Origin of the sequence: Sagittula salina (assembly GCF_017813235.1) — a bacterium.
Taxonomy (GTDB): Bacteria; Pseudomonadota; Alphaproteobacteria; order Rhodobacterales; family Rhodobacteraceae; genus Sagittula; species Sagittula salina.
Genome location: NZ_JAGISH010000004.1, coordinates 35,535 through 51,954, shown reverse-complemented (window position 1 = coordinate 51,954; position 16,420 = coordinate 35,535). Strand labels below are relative to the sequence as shown.

Genomic DNA, 16,420 nt, shown 5'->3' with positions numbered 1-16,420 from the left:
GTGTGCGCCGCGTGCACAGGCCCGAGGTTTCAGGCGTCGCGCTGTGCGATCCAGTCGTGATCGGGGTGGTTGCGGAACCGCCATTTGCGGATCGGACCCGCCATGACGTTCAGGTAATACATCTCGTATCCGTAGGGTGCGCCGCAGGGATGATGCCCCTTCGGCACCAGCGTCACGTCGTGGCTGGATACCGACATGGTCACGTCGAGCGATCCGTCCTCGGTAAAGACCCGCTGGTGCCCGTAGCCCTGTGCCGGGTTCAGGCGGTGGTAATAGGTCTCTTCGAGATAGGTCATGTCGGGAAAATCGTTCTCGTCATGACGGTGCGGCGGGTAGGATGACCAGTTGCCGGCGGGGGTGAAGACTTCTGTCACCAGCAGGGAAGAGGCCACATCCCGGTCCTCCATCGCCACATTGTGGATGTAGCGGGTGTTGGCATTCTTGCCGCGCTGCACCATGTCGATGCCCTCGGGGCCGAGCCTGGTCGCCGGGTAGTCGGCGGTGGCGGGGGCAGAGCATACAGCCAGTGTACAATCGGTCGTGGCCGCCGCGTGCCACGCCGCGCCGCGCGGAATGTAGACCGCGTGCGGCGGGGTCTTTTCGAAGACGTCCATACGGTCGCCCATCTCCCCGAAATCCCGGTCCGCGCCCGCCACCCGGGCCCTGCCCTCGACCAGCACTAGGATCACCTCCCGGTCGCCCGTGGTGCCGGAGGCCTCTTCTCCCGGAGCCAGCCGCCAGAGGTCGAAGCCCACGTAGCCCCACTCCGGGCTGTCGGGGGTTTTGGCGGTGTCGACGGTGATGGCGTGCACGTGTCCGGTCGTACCGGTGGGCTTGCGCAGAAGGTGGGTCATCCGGGGTCCTTTTCGGTATGGTTTCGCGGGGCTTCCGGGTCTTCGGGCTGATCCGGGGGCGGATCGAAGGCGACAAAGAACTGATGCGCGCAATAAAGCCCCAGCAGGCCCAGCATGGCAGCCCAGCCATTGTTGCCGAGTGACAGCTCCAGAGTGGCCCAGCCAAGGCAGGCGCCGACGGTTGCGATGCGCCGCCAGAGCGGTACGAACCACGGGTGCTGAACGTCGAGCAGCCGTGCCATCAGTGGTCCACCGCCAGCCCGGCCTGCGCGCAGACGTCCAGAATATGGCGGTAGCCCTTCTGGCTATAGGCGTAGGGCGGGGCCTTGGCCGGGTCCTGCTCGGCCTCGACCACGATCCAGCCGGCGTAGTCCATGGCCTTCAGCTTGTCCGTGACGGCCTGGAAGTCGATGCAGCCGTCACCTGGCACGGTGAAGGCGCCCGCGATCACCGCATCGAGGAAAGAGCGATCATGCGCCCGTACGTCCCGCACAACGTCCGGGCGGATGTCCTTGAAGTGCACGTGGTGAATCCGATGCGCCCAGCGAACCATTGTCGCCATCACGTCGCCGCCGCCAAACAGCAGGTGCCCGGTGTCGAAGCAAAGTTTCACAGCGTCGGACGAGCCCTCCATCAGCCAGTTCACGTCATCCTCGGATTCGATCATCGACCCCATGTGATGGTGATAGGCCATCTGCATCCCGCGATCCTGCATCCACTGCGCGACCTCGGAGAGTTTGCGCGCGTAGGCCAGCACCGCGTCGCGGCCAAGCTTCGGGCGGTCATTCACTGGCGTATTGGCCATGCCCTGCACGGTGTTCGAACATTCCGCGTAAACAAGGCAGGGCGCGTCCAGCGCGATGAACTGGTCGACCTGCTGGGTGATGGCGGCAATCTCGTCCTTGACGGAGGCGACGTGCAGGTTGCCTGAACACCAGCCACCACACAGCGCGATGTCGTATTTCCGCAGATAGGCTTTCAAACCTTCGGTGTCGGCGGGCATCCGGCGGCCGCGCTCGATCCCGGTGTAGCCGATGTCGCGCGCCTCGCGCAGGCATTGCTCCATGCTGAATGCGGCGGTCAGGTCGGGCAGGTCGTCGTTCTGCCATGCGATGGGGGAAATGCCGAATTTGACGCTCATCGTCATGATCCTCGGTTGCGCTGGTCCAGCGCGGTTTCATAAACCTTGCGGGCCGCGTTCACTTCGGCGCGCTCGGCGACTTCGGGCACCGCAACATCCCACCAGTGGCCGCCATGCGGGGTGCTGGGGTAGGGATCGGTGTCGATCACCACGACAAAGGGGCCGGTGGCCGCCTTGGCGCGGTGCAGGGCGTCCTCGAGTTCGGCAATGCTGCCGACGTGCACCGCCGCCGCGCCCATGCTGGCGGCGTGCGCGGCGAAGTCGATGTTGGTGTCCGCCGCGGACGAATGGTCCAGCAGATTGTTGAACTCCGCCCCGCCGCAGCCCATTTGCAGCCGGTTGATGCAGCCGTAGCCACGGTTGTCGGTGATGACGAGGGTGATCCTGATGCCCATGGCCGCCGCCGTGGCGAGCTCGGAATTGGCCATCATGTAGGACCCGTCGCCCAGCATGCAGATCACGTCGCGGTCGGGCTGGGCCATCTTGATGCCGACGGCCCCGGCGATCTCGTAGCCCATGCAGGAAAAACCGTATTCCATGTGGTAGGCGCCGGGGCGGGCGGCCTTCCAGAGCTTGTGCAACTCTCCGGGCATGGTGCCTGCGGCGCACATCACCACTGTGTCTGGACCGGAGGCACGTTGCACCGCCCCGATGACCTGCTGATCGGTCGGCAGGGCGTTGCCGTCCGATGGCGCATCTGTCAGCGGGTCGACCTTGGCGAACCATTCGGCTTTCAGCTCCGGGTCCGGCGCGTGGCCGTCGTAGCCGGACAGCTCCAGCGCCAGTTCGGTCAGGCCGGAGCGGGCATCCGATTGCAGCGGCAGCGCGCCGTGCTTTGCCGCATCGTAGGCGTTCACATTGAGGCTGACGAGCGTCGTATCCTTGTTGAATACGGTCCACGAACCGGTGGTGAAATCCTGAAACCGCGTGCCGACACCCAACACGAGGTCGGCCCCGGCGCAGGCGGTATTGGCGCATTCCGCCCCCGTCACCCCGACAGGGCCGAGGTTCAGCGGGTGATCCCAGGGCAGGGCGGATTTCCCGGCCTGCGTTTCGACCACTGCGATGGTGTGCTCTTCGGCGAAGTGGCGGAGGTTTTCGCAGGCGTCCGAGTAATGCACGCCGCCACCGGCCACGATCAGCGGGTGTTTGGCCGCCTTGATCGCCTGCGCCACGCGATGCAACTCGCCGTGATCCGGGCGGATGCGGCGCTGATACCAGACCCTCGGCGCAAAGAACGCCTCCGGCCAGTCGTAGGCTTCGGCCTGCACGTCCTGACAGAAGGACAGCGTGACGGGTCCGCATTGCGCCGGATCGGTCAGGGTTGCCATGGCGCGGGGCAGAGCGGTCAGCAGGTGTTCCGGGCGGGAAATGCGGTCGAAGTAGCGCGAGACCGGCCGGAAGCAGTCGTTGACCGAAACCGTGCCGTCCTCGAAGTCCTCGATCTGTTGCAGGACCGGGTCGGGGCCACGGTTGGCAAAGACATCGCCCGGCACGAACAGCACCGGCAGGCGGTTCACATGCGCCACCCCTGCGGCCGTTACCATGTTCAGCGCGCCCGGCCCGATGGAGGAGGTCACCATCATCGCCCGCCTGCGCCGCAGTTGCTTGGCAAACGCGATGGCCGTATGCGCCATGGTCTGCTCGTTGTGGCCGCGCCAAGTGGGGAAACTGTCGCCTGCGTGATACAGCGCCTCTCCCAGCCCCGCCACGTTGCCGTGGCCGAAAATCGCCCAGGCGCCTTCGAGGAAACGCCCGCGATCCTCGGTCATCTGGTTGGACAGGTAGCGCACCATCGCCTGCGCGGCGGTCAATCGGATCGTTGCCATCGGGTCCTCCCTCACACAGTTGCCCTGGCGCCATGCGTGGCGGCGGCCCGTGCCTCATCCCATGTCTTGCACAGCCGGGCGTAAGTGTCCCGCATTTGCGCGACCGCCTCGGCGTCGGTCATCGTGCCGGCCATCCAGTCATTTGCGGCGGCGCCAAAGATCGTGCGCCCCACGGCAAAGCCCTTCACCAGAGGGAAGCGGGCCGCCACGGCGAAACTTTGGGCCAGCGCGGCCTCTTTTGCGGCCAGCCCCAGCACCACGATGCCGCGTGTATACATGTCGTTGCGCTCGATGGCGTTGCAGGCGGCCTGCCAGCCGGCCACGCTCTGCATCGGTTCCAGCTTCCACCAGTCCGGATAGACTCCGATGTCGTAGAAACGCTGAATGACCTCCGCCGTGGTCGTGTCGGTCACGGGACCGCATTTCGAAGGGATGACTTCAAGCAGAAACTCAAGGGTGTTGCGGCGGCACGCGTGAAAGAGGCGGGTAACGGTCTCCTCCTGCTGCGCCTTCATCTCTGCGGTGTCGTCGGGATGGTAGAAGCACAGGCATTTCACCACGTGCTCCAGCGGCCATTCGGCCAGCCCGCCGCAGTCCGGGCCGATCTCCGGTTCCAGCGTCAGGGCGCGCGATCCGGGCCATTCCGCCGGGCGCCCGATCCAGAGGCCGGTGCCTGCCGCCCTGTAAAGCGTGTCACGGCCAAGCCGCCCGTCACAGAGGATGCCATGGCCGGGCTGGCCGGCGGCGACCTGTTGGGTGGCTTGGAGGCAAAGCGATTTGAAGGCATCGATCCTTTGCGGCGTCGCGCCTTCGAGCTCCTCAAGCTGCATCCGGTGGTCGAAGGCAAAGACGCGCAGGTCCGGCCAGGCACCGCGCCGGTTGGTCGACCAGTGGATCTGCTCCAGAGCACGGTCCTTGCGCAGGGCCTTCTCCTGCACGCCGCGTTCGAGAAAGAATTGCAACTCTGTCCAGGACGGGTAAGCGGGCGCGCAGCCGTGGCGCGAGACGGCGAAGGCGCCGCAGGCGTTGGCGTAGGTCAGCGCGGTGGGCCAGTCCTCGCCGTCAAGCCAGCCCTTCAGCAGCCCGGACATGAAGCCGTCGCCCGCGCCCAGCACGTTGAAGACCTCGATGGGGAAGCCGGGCCCGGTCTGACCGTCGTCCAGGCTGTCGGGGATCGCGTCCTCGAAGGCTGCGGCGCCCATGGGACCGCGTTTGCAGACCAGCGTGGCGTCCGATACCGCGCGGACCGCCCGCAGCGCGGCGATGGTGTCGGTGGTGCCACCGGCGATGTGGAATTCTTCTTCCGTGCCGACGATCAGATCGAAGAGGTGCAGGGTGGACTGCAGTTTAGCCGTGACCTTTTGGGAGGCGATAAACCGGTTTTCGCCATCGCCATGGCCCGAAAGCCCCCAGAGATTCGGCCGGTAGTCGATGTCGAGCGCCGTCTGCATCCCGTCCGCGCGCGCGATTTCAAGCGCCTTCAGCACGGCGGCCTCCGTGCGGAGATGGCTGAGATGGGTGCCGGTGGCAACAACGGCGCGCGCCTGCGTGATGAAGGTCTCGTCGATGTCGGAGACATCCAGCGCCATGTCGGCGCAATTTTCTCGGTAGAAGATCAGGGGGAACTGTTCCTGGTCCCGGATGCCAAGGATGACGAGCGCGGTCAGGCGCTCCTTGTCGGTGACGATGCCGCGCGTGTCGACGCCCTCGCGGGCCAGTTGCTCGCGGATGAAGCGGCCCATGTGTTCGTCGCCGACGCGGGTGATGAGCGCGGATTTCAGCCCCAGCCGCGCGGTGCCCGCCGCGATGTTGGTCGGCGATCCGCCGATGTATTTGTTGAAGCTCGCCATGTCCTCGAGACGGCCGCCCACCTGCGCGCCGTAAAGGTCCACCGAAGAGCGCCCGATCGTGATGACGTCGAGGGGTTTGGTCATGGTCAGGCCCTTGCAAGAATCTCCCGCGGCACCCTCCCCCGGATACCGCCTCCGCGGACGGAAATGACGGAGGTCGGGGCCGTCGGTCAACGGGGTGAGAGTGTTTCCTCTCATGGCTGATAGGCCAGGCCGGGCCGTAGATGAGGACTTTGGCGGCTGTCAGACGGATTCGGGCAGGTACAGGTCGGGCCGCAGGAATAGCTGGCCGGGTGTCAGCGGGGCGCCGCCCTGCACCGTTTTGGTAGCGAGGTCGACGCAGGCCTCGCAAAGTTGTTGCAGTGGCGTGGCGACCACCATCTCCGCATAACGGTCAGCGAGGGCGGCACGGCTCTCGGCGGTGAACTCGTGCACGACCAGCGCGACGTCACCGGGCGCGCGCGCCTCGCGGAGCGCGGCGATTGCGCCCTCCATGCCACCGCCCGCGCAATAAAGACCGCGCAAGTCGGGATGCCGCTGCAGGAGTTCCAGCGTCGCCTCGTAGGTCAGCTGCCGGGTTTCGAGGTTCACCAGCGTGTCCAGAATACGGTAGCCGGGGCCGTATTCGCGAAAGTACGACCGAAAGCCGGTTTCGCGAAGCTCATGCCCGTGCCAGCGGAAACCGCCGACAAAGACGGCGATCTTGCCGGGTTCGCGGATCGACTTGGACAGCATGTGGGCGGCCACGCGACCTGCCTTCATGTTATTGATTCCGATGTAGGACTTCCGCACGCCCTGGGCAAAGTCATTCAGCAGGGACATGCAGGGCACGCCGCGTTCCTGAATGCGCGCCACCGTGTCGGTGACCTGAATGTGGTTGACGGCGGTCGCGGCGACCACATCCGCGCGGTGGCTGACCTTTTCCAGCAGTTCGGCGAAATCAGAGGGGCTCTGGGAGGGCGAGAACTCCACGAACATCCGGCCCCTTATGCCGGTGGCGCGGGCGATAGCGCCCTCCATCTCCTCGCGGAAGTGCTGGTAGAAGGGTTGGCGTTCCTTGGCAAACACGATGCCGAAGCGGATCTCCGGCAGGTCGGCCATCATGCGCTGCCCGATCAGCGCGGCGGCATGATAGCCGATACGCTGCGCGGCCTCGTAGACACGGCGGGCGGTTTCCTCGCGAACGCGCGCGCGGCCGTTCAGCACCCGGTCGACGGTCGCGACAGAAACCTGCGCCTCACGCGCGAGATCGGTGATGGTGGGACGACCGGCCATGCGCGCCTCATCGGATCCTGTCAGGGAGTACTGTCAGATCGTGATGCGGGATGGTGATGGTTTTTGCAAGGATTTCCGCCCCGCGTGATTTGTTACTCGCATCGCAATGGCCCCGCCTTGCAAGGGGTGAGCCGTCCGGTGCAAGACGCGGGCCGGAGAGGGGGTCCTTTTGCTCTTGGGCTTCTACTTCGACTGACGCAGAACACATTGCCAACGGGGCTGTCGTGCCCCGTCCCGTCGGTATCTCAAACCTGACCGCTTCCGGCCCGATCCGTCAACCGTGGTCGCGGTCATCGGCAATGCGGTCGAGCTTGTCGAGCACGCGGTTGAAGACCTCTTCCTCCTCGATGTCGAACAGCGCCCGCAGCGCATCCTGCCGCGCCCGCATCCGAGGGAGGGTTTCCGTGAACATCTTGTTCCCGGCCTCGCTCAGTTCGAGGTGCTGGGCGCGGTTGTCGTCAGGATCGAGCGTGATGCGCACCAACCCGTCGCTCACCATCGTCTTGATATTGCGGGAGATCAGGCCCTTGTCCATGGCCACTTCGCGCGACAGTACGGCGGCGGTGGTGCGCCCCGCGTTGCCGATCAGCGCCAGCAGGCGCCATTGCGTCAGGGTGATCCCGGCGTGGTCTCTCAGAATGCGGCTCGACTGGGCGTTAAGCTTTGCCTGCACTCGCGCCAGGCGGAAGGTCAGGAAGCGGCCCGGTGATCCCATGCCGGTGTCTTCGAATCTGCGATCCATTCTGCTCATTGTCTGCATCCTTGCGGCAAGATGTCTTTGATTGTGGCCTCAAGGATTGTTTAGTCAACAAGTCGGATCGCAAACTACTGGTTGCACAATCGTTAACGGCACACCGCTGAGGCTGTCCGCAGACCCGCGTCGGGCGTGTCTGGCAGGCGGTCGCAAATGGTCAGAGCACGCGGGCGAGGAAGGCGCGGGTTCTCGCGTGTTCCGGGGCGGTGAAGAAGGCGGCGGGCGGCGCCTGTTCGATGACGCGGCCACCGTCCAGGAAACAGATCGTATCCGCCAATTCGCGGGCAAAGGCCATTTCGTGCGTGGCGAGGATCATGGTCATGCCCTCGGCGCGGAGTTGGCGCAGCACGTCAAGGACTTCGCCCACCAGTTCGGGGTCGAGCGCGGAGGTGATCTCATCAAACAGCATGACCTGTGGTTTCATCGCCAGCGCGCGCACGATGGCCACCCGCTGCTGCTGCCCGCCCGAAAGCTGGTCAGGGTAGTGGTGCATATGCGCAGAAAGCCCGAAACGCTCAAAGAGCGCCTCGATCGCGGGCAGGAATTCCGTGCGGGGTTTGCGGTGGACGCGGCGCGGCGCGAGGAGGGCGTTTTCCAGCGCGGTCATATGGGGAAAGAGGTTGTAGGACTGAAAGACCATGCCGATGCGCTGTCGCAGGGGCTGCGGATCGCGGCCGGGTTCGGAAATGTCCTCTTCGCCCAGCAGGATCTGCCCGTCGTCGATGGGTTCCAGAAGGTTGAGGCATTTCAGCAGCGTCGATTTTCCGGATCCCGACGCGCCGACCAGGCAGGTCATCTGGCCCGGTGCGATATGCAGGTCGATCCCGTTCAGAACGGTGTGCGGCCCATAGCGTTTCACCAATCCACGCGTTTCCAGCAGGGCTTCAGTCATGTTTCCGGCGGGCCATGAGATAGTCGGCGTAGCGGGTGGCGGGGATGGTGATGACGAGGAAGATCAGCGCAGCCCCGACATAGGGGGTAAAGTTTGCCATCAGCGACTTGTAGACGCCCGCCTGACGGAAGATTTCGACCGGGCCGATGAACGACAGGAGGGCCACGTCCTTTTGCAGAGCGATGAAGAGGTTCATGTTGGCCGGGATCACGCGGCGGATGGCCTGCGGCAGGATCACGTAGCGCATGGTGTCGGCCTCGGACAGGCCCAGAGAGAGCGCTGCGGCGCGCTGGCTGGTGTGAATAGAGTCGATGCCAGAGCGGATGACTTCGGCTGTATAGGCCGCGTAGACGAGGATCAGGGAGAGTGACCCCCAGAGGTAGGGCGAGTTCCACGGTCGCGGCAGGCCGAGGCCGGGAATGCCGAAGCCCACGAGGTAGATCACGAGGATCACCGGCAGCCCCCGGAACACGTCGATAAAGGCGGTGGCGGCAAGGCGCAGCGGCGTGAACGCGGGCGCGCGCAGGTCACGGGCGATGGCCAGCGCCAGCGACAACACTGCGATCAACGGCGCGCACCAGGCAAAGATTGCGACGTCCAGCACAAAGGCCTGCAGCAGACCGGGGAAGGTGCGGGCAAAGATCTCGGCGTTGAAAAACGCGCGCTGGACCGCCTCCCAGCCGGGGGCACGGGGCACAAGAAGAACCAGCGCCAGCAGCACGGCGCCCGTCGACAGAGTGGCGATCAGGTTCGCGCGGCGGCGCTGGGCGCGGTCATAAAGCTCTCGGCGGGTGGGCATTGCGTGCATTGACCTGTCTGCGTCGCGCGACTGTCGCCGCCGATCGAGGCGCTGTCAAACGCTTCACGTCGTGTTACAAAGGATAGGTAAGAATTGCGGACCTTTCTCGCCGCGCGTAGCCCTTGAAGTCAGGGAGAGGGAGGGACGAGGATGGACTGGACCCCGGTACTGGCGCGGCGCATGGGGCGCATGAAGGCCTCGGAAATCCGCGAGTTGCTGAAGCTGCTGGATCAGCCCGACATCCTGTCGTTTGCCGGCGGAATCCCCGATCCGACGCTTTTCCCCAAGGCGGAATTCGCCGAGGCGATGGCAGAGGCGATGAGCGGCCCCGGCGCGGGGCAAGCGCTGCAATATTCGGTCTCCGAAGGCTACGGGCCACTGCGCCAATGGCTTTCCAGGCACATGGGCACCCTGGGCGTGCCCTGCGCGGCCGAGAACATCGTCATCACCTCCGGTTCCCAGCAGGCGCTTGATTACCTTGGGAAACTCTTCATCACGCCCGGAGATACGGCACTGGTGGGCTGGCCCACATATCTTGGCGCGCTGGGGGCGTTCAACGCCTGCGAACCGCGATACGCGCGCCTCGATCCATGGGGCAATGCCGATGCGGCCACCTTGCAGGCAGAGGCGGAGGCGGCTGGCGGGCGGGTGAAAATGGCGTACGTGTCGCCGGATTTCGCCAACCCAACCGGAGAAACGCTGGACGCCGCGGGGCGCATGCGGCTGCTGGACATGGCGGAGTCGCTGGGTATTGCGGTGATCGAGGACGGCGCCTACCAGGCGCTGCGCTACGATGGTGCACAGGTGCCGCCGATGCTGGCAACTGATGTGGCGCGCTGCGGCGGGATCGACGCGGCGCGGGTGATCTACTGTGGCTCGTTCTCAAAGACGCTGGCACCGGGGCTGCGTGTCGGCTGGGTTTGCGCGGCGAAGCCGGTGATCGAGCGGTTGGTGCTGCTGAAGCAGGCCGCCGACCTGCATTCGCCGACGCTGAACCAGATCGCGGTCGACCACGTGGCGCGGCGACTCTTTGATGCGCATGTGGCGGGGCTGCGAACGGTCTATGGCGCGCGACGCGACCGGATGCTCGTGGCGCTGGCGCGGGAGATGCCGGACGGGGTGACATGGACGAAGCCCGAGGGCGGCATGTTCGTCTGGTTGAACCTCCCGGACGGCGTGGACGCGGCGGCGCTGCTGGCAGAATCGCTGAAATCGGAGCGCGTGGCTTTCGTGCCGGGGAGCGCGTTCTTTGCCGATGGATCGGGGCGCAACACGCTGCGCCTGTCGTTTTCCTGCGCAACGGAGGCGCAGATCGACGAAGGCATGGCGCGGCTCGCGCGGCTTCTCCGGGGGGCCTGAGGCGGCATCCCGCCGGTATACCCTGTGCATCATTCGATGACCGGAACGCCGGTTGCCTCCTCCAGCCACTCCTTTTCGATCGCAGCGAGCGTGCCCGCATCGATCAGTTCCTGCAGGGCCGCGTCGACGCATGGCTTCAGCGGGCTGTCGTTCACCATGAGCAGGCCGAACTGGTCCGGCGTCTCTGTCCGGTCAGCGGGGAACTGGCCGAGGATCGCGCCGTCGGGCACCACCACCGCCGAAAGGTACAGCGCTGTCGGCAGGTCAAAGAGCGCGGCGTCGATCTGCCCCGCCTGCATCGCCGCCGTCACGTCGACGTTGTCGTTATACAGCATCGGCCCGGCTTCCGGGGCGATCAGGTCGGCCAGCATTTTCACCGCAGTGGTGTTGGCATCGGCGCCCCAGATCAGTCCCTTGAGGCTGTCGAGTGTCGGCGTGGCGCCCCCGTCCACGACGCTTTTGGTGGTCAGCACGGCCATGGCGGAGGAATAATAGGGGATCGAGAAATCCACGACCTCCTCCCGCTCCGGCGTGATGGAGAACTGCTGGAGGTTGAAGTCGAAGTCCTTCTCCCCCGGCTGGATCGCCTGGTCGAAGCTGGAGCGGGTCCAGTCCACGGTGTCCGGTTCGAAGCCCATCTTTGCGGCGACCGCATAGGCCACGGCGGCCTCGAACCCCTGACCCGACTGAGGTTTGTCGTCCAGTACCCACGGGTAAAACGCCGGGTTGCCGGTGGCGATGGTCAGGCGCCCCTCATGCAGGGTCTTGCCCGCCGCGCACTCATTCTGTGCGAAGGCGGGGGTGGCGAGGGTGAGTGCGAGAGCGATCGGCAGCAGGGGTTTCATGGGCAGACTCCGGGTTGGCTCGGGCAAAGCTTTGACGGCTTCGCGGAACTTGTCAAACGCCGCGTCAACCGGGGGCATCAGCCGGGGCGGTAGTCGCGGTTGGCCTCCGGGTCGGCGGTGTCGAAGGGCAGCGCGCCGAGTGCGTCCCACATCTCTGCCGGGATCGTCGTCGCGGCCCAGTCGAGCGTCTGCTGCACGCGCTCCGGCTTTGACACGCCGACCACGGTGGAGGTGATGCGCGGGTCGCGCAGCGAGAAGGCCAGCGCGGCGGCGCCGGGGGCTATGCCGTAGCGGGCGCAGATGGCTTCGATGGCGCGGACGGGGGCCAACGCTTCATCGGTGGCCTCCTGATAGGTGATCTGCTTCATCGAAGCCGCGCCCTTTGCCAGCACACCGCCAGCAAAGGGGGCCGCGTTCAGCACGGCGATGTCGCTGTCGTAGCAGTAGTCAAAAAGCGCATCGGCCGAGCGGTTCAGCAATGTGTATCGGTTGTGCGAAACGATCGCGTCGAAGGGCCGGTCGCGTACGATGGGCTCCATGATGTCGAGTCGTCCCATGGCGAGACCCACGGCCTGAGCGATGCCCTCTTCCTTCAGCTTGAAGAGTTCGTCGAGCGCGCCGCCCTCGCCGGTGATCTCCGACAGGTCGCGGGCATGTTCCGGGTCGTGCAGGTTCAGAAGCGGGATGCTGTCGAGGTTCAGGGCCTTCAGGCTTTCCTCGACCGATTGACGTACGCGGGCGGCGTCGAAGCGGCCTGTCTCCATGTCGCGGTCAAGTTTGGTCGACAGCACGAAGCCCTCCGGCAGGCCGCCGCGCTCCGCGATGACCTGACCAATGCGTTCTTCAGAGCGGCCAAAGCCGTAGTTGCGCGAGGTGTCGAGAAAGTTGACCTCGGAGTCGAAGATGGCGCGGACGGTGGCGCGCGCCCGCTCTTCGTCGACGCTGTAGCCGTAGGTGTCGGGCATGTCGCCAAGGGCGCTGGCCCCGAAGCAGAGTTCGGTTACGCCGAGGTCGGTGTTGCCGAGGGAATAGAGGGCCATGGTCAATCCAGTCTGTAGAAACGTTTCGCGGTCTCGCCGAAGATGGCATCTTTGTCGGCGGCGTCCAGTGGGTCGGTGATTGCGCGCGCCATGGCGTGCCAGTCGGCGTATGCCGCGCGCAAGCGGAGTACGGGCCAGTCCGAGCCCCACATGACGCGCTCGGGGCCGAAGGCCGCGATGACGTGGTCGACATAGCGGCGCACGGTATCGGCATCGACGGCGGTGTCGGCCTCCGTCAGCAGGCCGGAGAGCTTCACGAAGGCCTGGGTCTGCGCCAGTTCGGCCATGCCGTCGCGCCACGCGTCAAAGCTGTCTGGCGTGCGCAGTTGCGGCTTCATGCAGTGGTCGAGCACGGCGCGCAGGCGCGGGTAACGGTCGAGCAGGGTGGCGAAATGCGGTATGTGGCGCGGGAAACCGAGGCAGTCGAAGGTCAGATCGAGGTCGATCAAGGCCTGATAGGCCCATTGCACGTCGTCCCGCAGCATCCAGCGGTCGTCGGGCAGGTCCTGGATCATCGGACGGACGCCGAGTAACTTCGGGTGCCGGGCGAGCCGTTCGAGGATCGCACGCTGCGACGGTTGTTCGAAGTCGATCCAGCCCACGACGCCGGCCACATGCGGCGTGGCGTCGGCGATGCCGAGGAGGTACTCCGTTTCGGCCACCGTGGGTGCGGCCTGCACCAGAACGGTCTGTTGAATACCGCATGTGTTCAACGCTTCTTTCAGGTCTGCGGGGCCGTAGGGACGGGACAGGACGGGATCGTCCTGCGGCATCCAGCCATAGTCGCCACGGGCGGGCTGCCAGAAATGCTGGTGGGAATCGACCGTCACGACTGTCGGGCTTTCGTCTGTACTCATTGTGTATCCTCAAAGGAAACGGCGGCGCGTTGATGCGCCGCCGTCCGTGATGTCTGCGGGGTTATTCGACGCAGGTGTCGATGTTGTCGTTCGAGCAGACGTCGAGACCGGTGTAGGTCGGGTCCTGCAAAGTACCGCCGTCCTTCAGATCCTTCAGCATCTTCATGGCGAGATAGCCCATTTCGAAGGGGCGTTGGCCGACCAGACCGTTGCCCAGACCGTCCTTCGTCTGCGCGATCTGCATCGGCAGGGTGTCGGCCACCACGATGGTCAGCGAACCGTCGGCCATCTTGTCCTTGTAGGGTTCGGCGGCGCCACGATAGGCGTTGTCGAACCACTGGGTAAAGGCCCCGGTGGACAGGAAGGCGGTGAGATCCGGGTTCGCCGCGAGGATGTCGGTCATGCCCTGCACGGCGACGTTGCCGTCGTCGTTGGTGATCAGCGGGCAGCCCGAGATCTCGGTCCAACCGCCTTCACCGTTCAGGGCATCGCCCGGCGCGGTGCCCATGTCCTTTCCGGCCAGCGTATCACGCGCACCTTTCAGACGCTCGTTGTGATTGGCCGCAGCGGCGCCGCCCGTCTGCAGGCAGATGGTTCCGCCATCGGGGTTGCGCTCCTGCACCAGTTTGGCAAGGTTCACGCCGATGTCGTAGTTGTTGGTGCCGACAAAGGCCGCGCGCAGGCCCTTGTCCTCGTCCAGCAGATCGGCGTCCCAGGTCAGCACGGGAATGCCCGCGGCTTCGGCCTCGCGCAGGACCTTCGCCATGGCCGGCGCGTTCGAGGGCGACACGGCGATTCCGTCCACGCCCTTGGTAATCAGGTCCTGCACGATCTGGATCTGCTCAAGCTCGGTGTGTTCGCCCGGGCCGATGTATTCGCAGGTCACGCCGTCGATCTCTTCCTGCGCCTTGTTGCACCCGTCGCGGGCGAGGTCGAAGAAGGGATTGTTCATCGCCTTCGGCACGAGGGCAAAGGTGTAGTCCTCGGCCAGCGCCGGGGTCGTGAGCGCGCCCAGAATGGCGGCGGTGGTCAGCAGTCTCTTCATGATTTTACCTCCCATGGTTCATGAAGTTCGGGTCTTTCGGGGGATTATTTGCCCCCCCGATTGCGGATCTGTTCCAGAAGCACCGCAAGGATGAGGAACAGGCCGACAAAGAATTGCTGCCACAGCGCGGGAATCCCTGCGAGCAACAGGGAATTGCGGATCAGCTCGACCAGTGCTGCGCCTATGGGCGCGCCCAGCGCATAGACCACGCCGCCCATCAGGTTGGCCCCGCCGATGACGGTAGCAGAAATGACGTTCAACTCGTAGGTGGCGCCCATCGCGTTGGTGGCGGAACCCGTGTAGCCGATGAACATGAAGGCGGCGATGCCTGTACACAGGGAGCATACAACGTAGACGGAGACGATGACCCGTTCGACCGGAATGCCCGACAGTTTGGCCGCCTGCGGGTTGCCACCGATGGCGATGACCCAGCGGCCCCACTGGGTATAGCGCCAGATCCAGAGGAAGATCAGCGTCATGGCGGTCAGCACCCAGACCACGTTCGGCACGCCCATCATGGAGCCGCCGCCGATGTTCTCGAACACGTCCTGATCGGGGCCGAATTCGTAGACCATCTTGTTGTTGGAGATCACCATGGCGATGGAGCGCGCCATGGCCAGCATCCCCAGCGTCACGACGAATGGCGCGAGGCGCAGGTATGCGATGAGTATACCGTTGATGAGCCCGACGATGATCGCCGTACCGACGCAGGCGAGGAAACCGACCTCGACGCTCCAGCCAGCCTGCAGCACCAACGCGAGGTTGATGCCGGCAAGCCCCAGCAGCGAGCCAACCGACAGGTCGATGCCGGCGGTGCAGATCACAGCCGACATGCCCAGCGCCATGATGCCGAAGAAGGCCATGTTGCGGGAAATGTTGAACATGTTGCGTTCGGTCATGAAGGCGTCGGAGACGAAGCTCATGACGAGCCCCAGCATGAGGATTGCCACAAAGACCCAGAACGGCTGGGTTCGCAACATGGCACCCAGGCCAGTCATTTCCTGACGGGAGGTGATGCTGTCGTCGATGGCCGCGTGGTCCATGGCCTTCTGGGCGGGGCTTTGCTGCTGGGCGGTGTCGGTCATGCTGCTTCGATCGCTCCGATGATGAGGCCGGTGACCTCTTCGGGGGTGGTCTGGGTGATGGGCTTGTCGGCCACTTTGGTGCCGCGCCGCAGGACGGCCACACGGTCGCACACGTCGAAGACGTCCGGCATCCGGTGGCTGACGAGGATGACGGCGTGGCCGGTGTCCTTCAGGCGCTTGATTAGGTTGAGAACTTCGGCCACCTGCCGGACAGAGATCGCGGCGGTGGGTTCGTCCATCAGGACAAGTTTCGGGTCCGACAGCCGGGTGCGGGCAATGGCGACCGCCTGCCGCTGGCCACCGGACATCTGCCGCACGAGGTCGCGGGGGCGGGTTTCGGACTTCAGCTCGGCGAAGAGTTCGCCGGCGCGTTTGGTCATCGCCGCGTGGTCAAGCTTGCGGAAGGGCCAGATGCCGGTGCGTTCCTCTCGCCCGAGAAAGACGTTCGCCGCCGCCGTCAGGTTGTCGCAGAGTGCGAGGTCCTGATACACGATTTCGATCCCGCTGTTGCGGGCGTCGATGGGCTTGTGAAACAGGACGGCTTCGCCCTCGATAAGGATCTGGCCGCGCGTCGGGGGGAAGTTTCCGGCGATGATCTTCATCAGCGTGGATTTCCCTGCGCCGTTGTCCCCCATCAGGCCGACGGCCTCACCCGGGGCGATGCTCAGGTCGACCCCGTTGAGCGCGTGGATCGCACCGAAGCTTTTGGTGATGCCCTTGAGGTCGAGCAGGCTCATGGTCGTTCCTCCCCTACCCGGGGCACCGCAGGGACGCGGCGTGGTCCGGGCAATCGTC

Annotated in this window: 16 protein-coding genes; 1 reads left to right on the top strand and 15 read right to left on the bottom strand. The window is 65.2% G+C overall.

The features are described 5' to 3' along the window. Positions 1-29: 29 nt before the first annotated feature. From iolB to J5474_RS08470, 9 genes are all read right to left on the bottom strand, one after another. Positions 30-854, bottom strand: a complete 825-nt coding sequence (gene iolB, locus J5474_RS08510) for a 5-deoxy-glucuronate isomerase (protein WP_209360431.1) — start codon at positions 852-854, stop codon at positions 30-32. After that, complete coding sequence (locus tag J5474_RS08505; RefSeq protein ID WP_209360429.1) at positions 851-1,096, bottom strand: hypothetical protein; 246 nt, start codon at positions 1,094-1,096, stop codon at positions 851-853. Before J5474_RS08505 ends, iolB begins: the two co-directional genes overlap by 4 nt. After that, a complete protein-coding gene (iolE, locus tag J5474_RS08500; RefSeq protein ID WP_209360428.1) occupies positions 1,096-1,995 on the bottom strand; it encodes a myo-inosose-2 dehydratase in 900 nt (299 codons plus the stop codon). The genes J5474_RS08505 and iolE overlap by 1 nt, the downstream gene beginning before the upstream one ends. Positions 1,996-1,997: 2 nt before the next feature. After that, positions 1,998-3,824, bottom strand: a complete 1,827-nt coding sequence (iolD, locus tag J5474_RS08495) for a 3D-(3,5/4)-trihydroxycyclohexane-1,2-dione acylhydrolase (decyclizing) (RefSeq protein WP_209360426.1) — start codon at positions 3,822-3,824, stop codon at positions 1,998-2,000. Between the two features lie 11 nt (positions 3,825-3,835). Then, a complete protein-coding gene (locus J5474_RS08490; RefSeq protein WP_209360425.1) occupies positions 3,836-5,758 on the bottom strand; it encodes a bifunctional 5-dehydro-2-deoxygluconokinase/5-dehydro-2-deoxyphosphogluconate aldolase in 1,923 nt (640 codons plus the stop codon). Between the two features lie 159 nt (positions 5,759-5,917). Further along, a complete protein-coding gene (locus tag J5474_RS08485; protein WP_209360424.1) occupies positions 5,918-6,949 on the bottom strand; it encodes a LacI family DNA-binding transcriptional regulator in 1,032 nt (343 codons plus the stop codon). A 274-nt stretch (positions 6,950-7,223) separates the two neighbouring features. Beyond that, positions 7,224-7,700, bottom strand: a complete 477-nt coding sequence (locus J5474_RS08480; protein WP_209360422.1) for a MarR family winged helix-turn-helix transcriptional regulator — start codon at positions 7,698-7,700, stop codon at positions 7,224-7,226. Positions 7,701-7,860: 160 nt separating this feature from the next. Next, entirely contained in the window at positions 7,861-8,595 is a 735-nt protein-coding gene (locus J5474_RS08475; RefSeq protein WP_209360420.1) for an amino acid ABC transporter ATP-binding protein, read from the bottom strand. After that, complete coding sequence (locus tag J5474_RS08470; protein WP_209360721.1) at positions 8,588-9,394, bottom strand: amino acid ABC transporter permease; 807 nt, start codon at positions 9,392-9,394, stop codon at positions 8,588-8,590. Before J5474_RS08470 ends, J5474_RS08475 begins: the two co-directional genes overlap by 8 nt. A 150-nt stretch (positions 9,395-9,544) precedes the next feature. On the opposite strand from J5474_RS08470, the gene J5474_RS08465 reads away from it, so the two are divergent. After that, positions 9,545-10,753 carry an aminotransferase-like domain-containing protein gene (locus J5474_RS08465; protein WP_245216354.1) on the top strand — a complete coding sequence of 403 codons (1,209 nt, stop codon included), beginning with the start codon at positions 9,545-9,547 and terminating at the stop codon, positions 10,751-10,753. Positions 10,754-10,782: 29 nt separating this feature from the next. On the opposite strand, the gene J5474_RS08460 is transcribed toward J5474_RS08465, so the two are convergent. The 6 genes from J5474_RS08460 to J5474_RS08435 all read right to left on the bottom strand — a co-directional run bounded on the left by J5474_RS08460 (position 10,783) and on the right by J5474_RS08435 (position 16,362). Beyond that, entirely contained in the window at positions 10,783-11,598 is an 816-nt protein-coding gene (locus J5474_RS08460) for an ABC transporter substrate-binding protein (RefSeq protein ID WP_209360418.1), read from the bottom strand. A 77-nt stretch (positions 11,599-11,675) separates the two neighbouring features. Then, a complete protein-coding gene (locus J5474_RS08455; RefSeq protein WP_209360416.1) occupies positions 11,676-12,638 on the bottom strand; it encodes an aldo/keto reductase in 963 nt (320 codons plus the stop codon). 2 nt (positions 12,639-12,640) lie between these two features. Further along, positions 12,641-13,495: an amidohydrolase family protein gene (locus J5474_RS08450; protein WP_209360414.1), complete on the bottom strand. Its 855-nt coding sequence runs from the start codon at positions 13,493-13,495 to the stop codon at positions 12,641-12,643. A gap of 61 nt (positions 13,496-13,556) precedes the next feature. Next, positions 13,557-14,540, bottom strand: coding sequence for a sugar-binding protein (locus tag J5474_RS08445; RefSeq protein ID WP_209360413.1), 984 nt, complete (start codon positions 14,538-14,540; stop codon positions 13,557-13,559). Between the two features lie 44 nt (positions 14,541-14,584). Beyond that, entirely contained in the window at positions 14,585-15,625 is a 1,041-nt protein-coding gene (locus J5474_RS08440; RefSeq protein WP_209360411.1) for an ABC transporter permease, read from the bottom strand. Then, a complete protein-coding gene (locus J5474_RS08435; protein WP_209360410.1) occupies positions 15,622-16,362 on the bottom strand; it encodes an ATP-binding cassette domain-containing protein in 741 nt (246 codons plus the stop codon). The genes J5474_RS08440 and J5474_RS08435 overlap by 4 nt, the downstream gene beginning before the upstream one ends. Between the last annotated feature and the right edge of the window lie 58 nt (positions 16,363-16,420).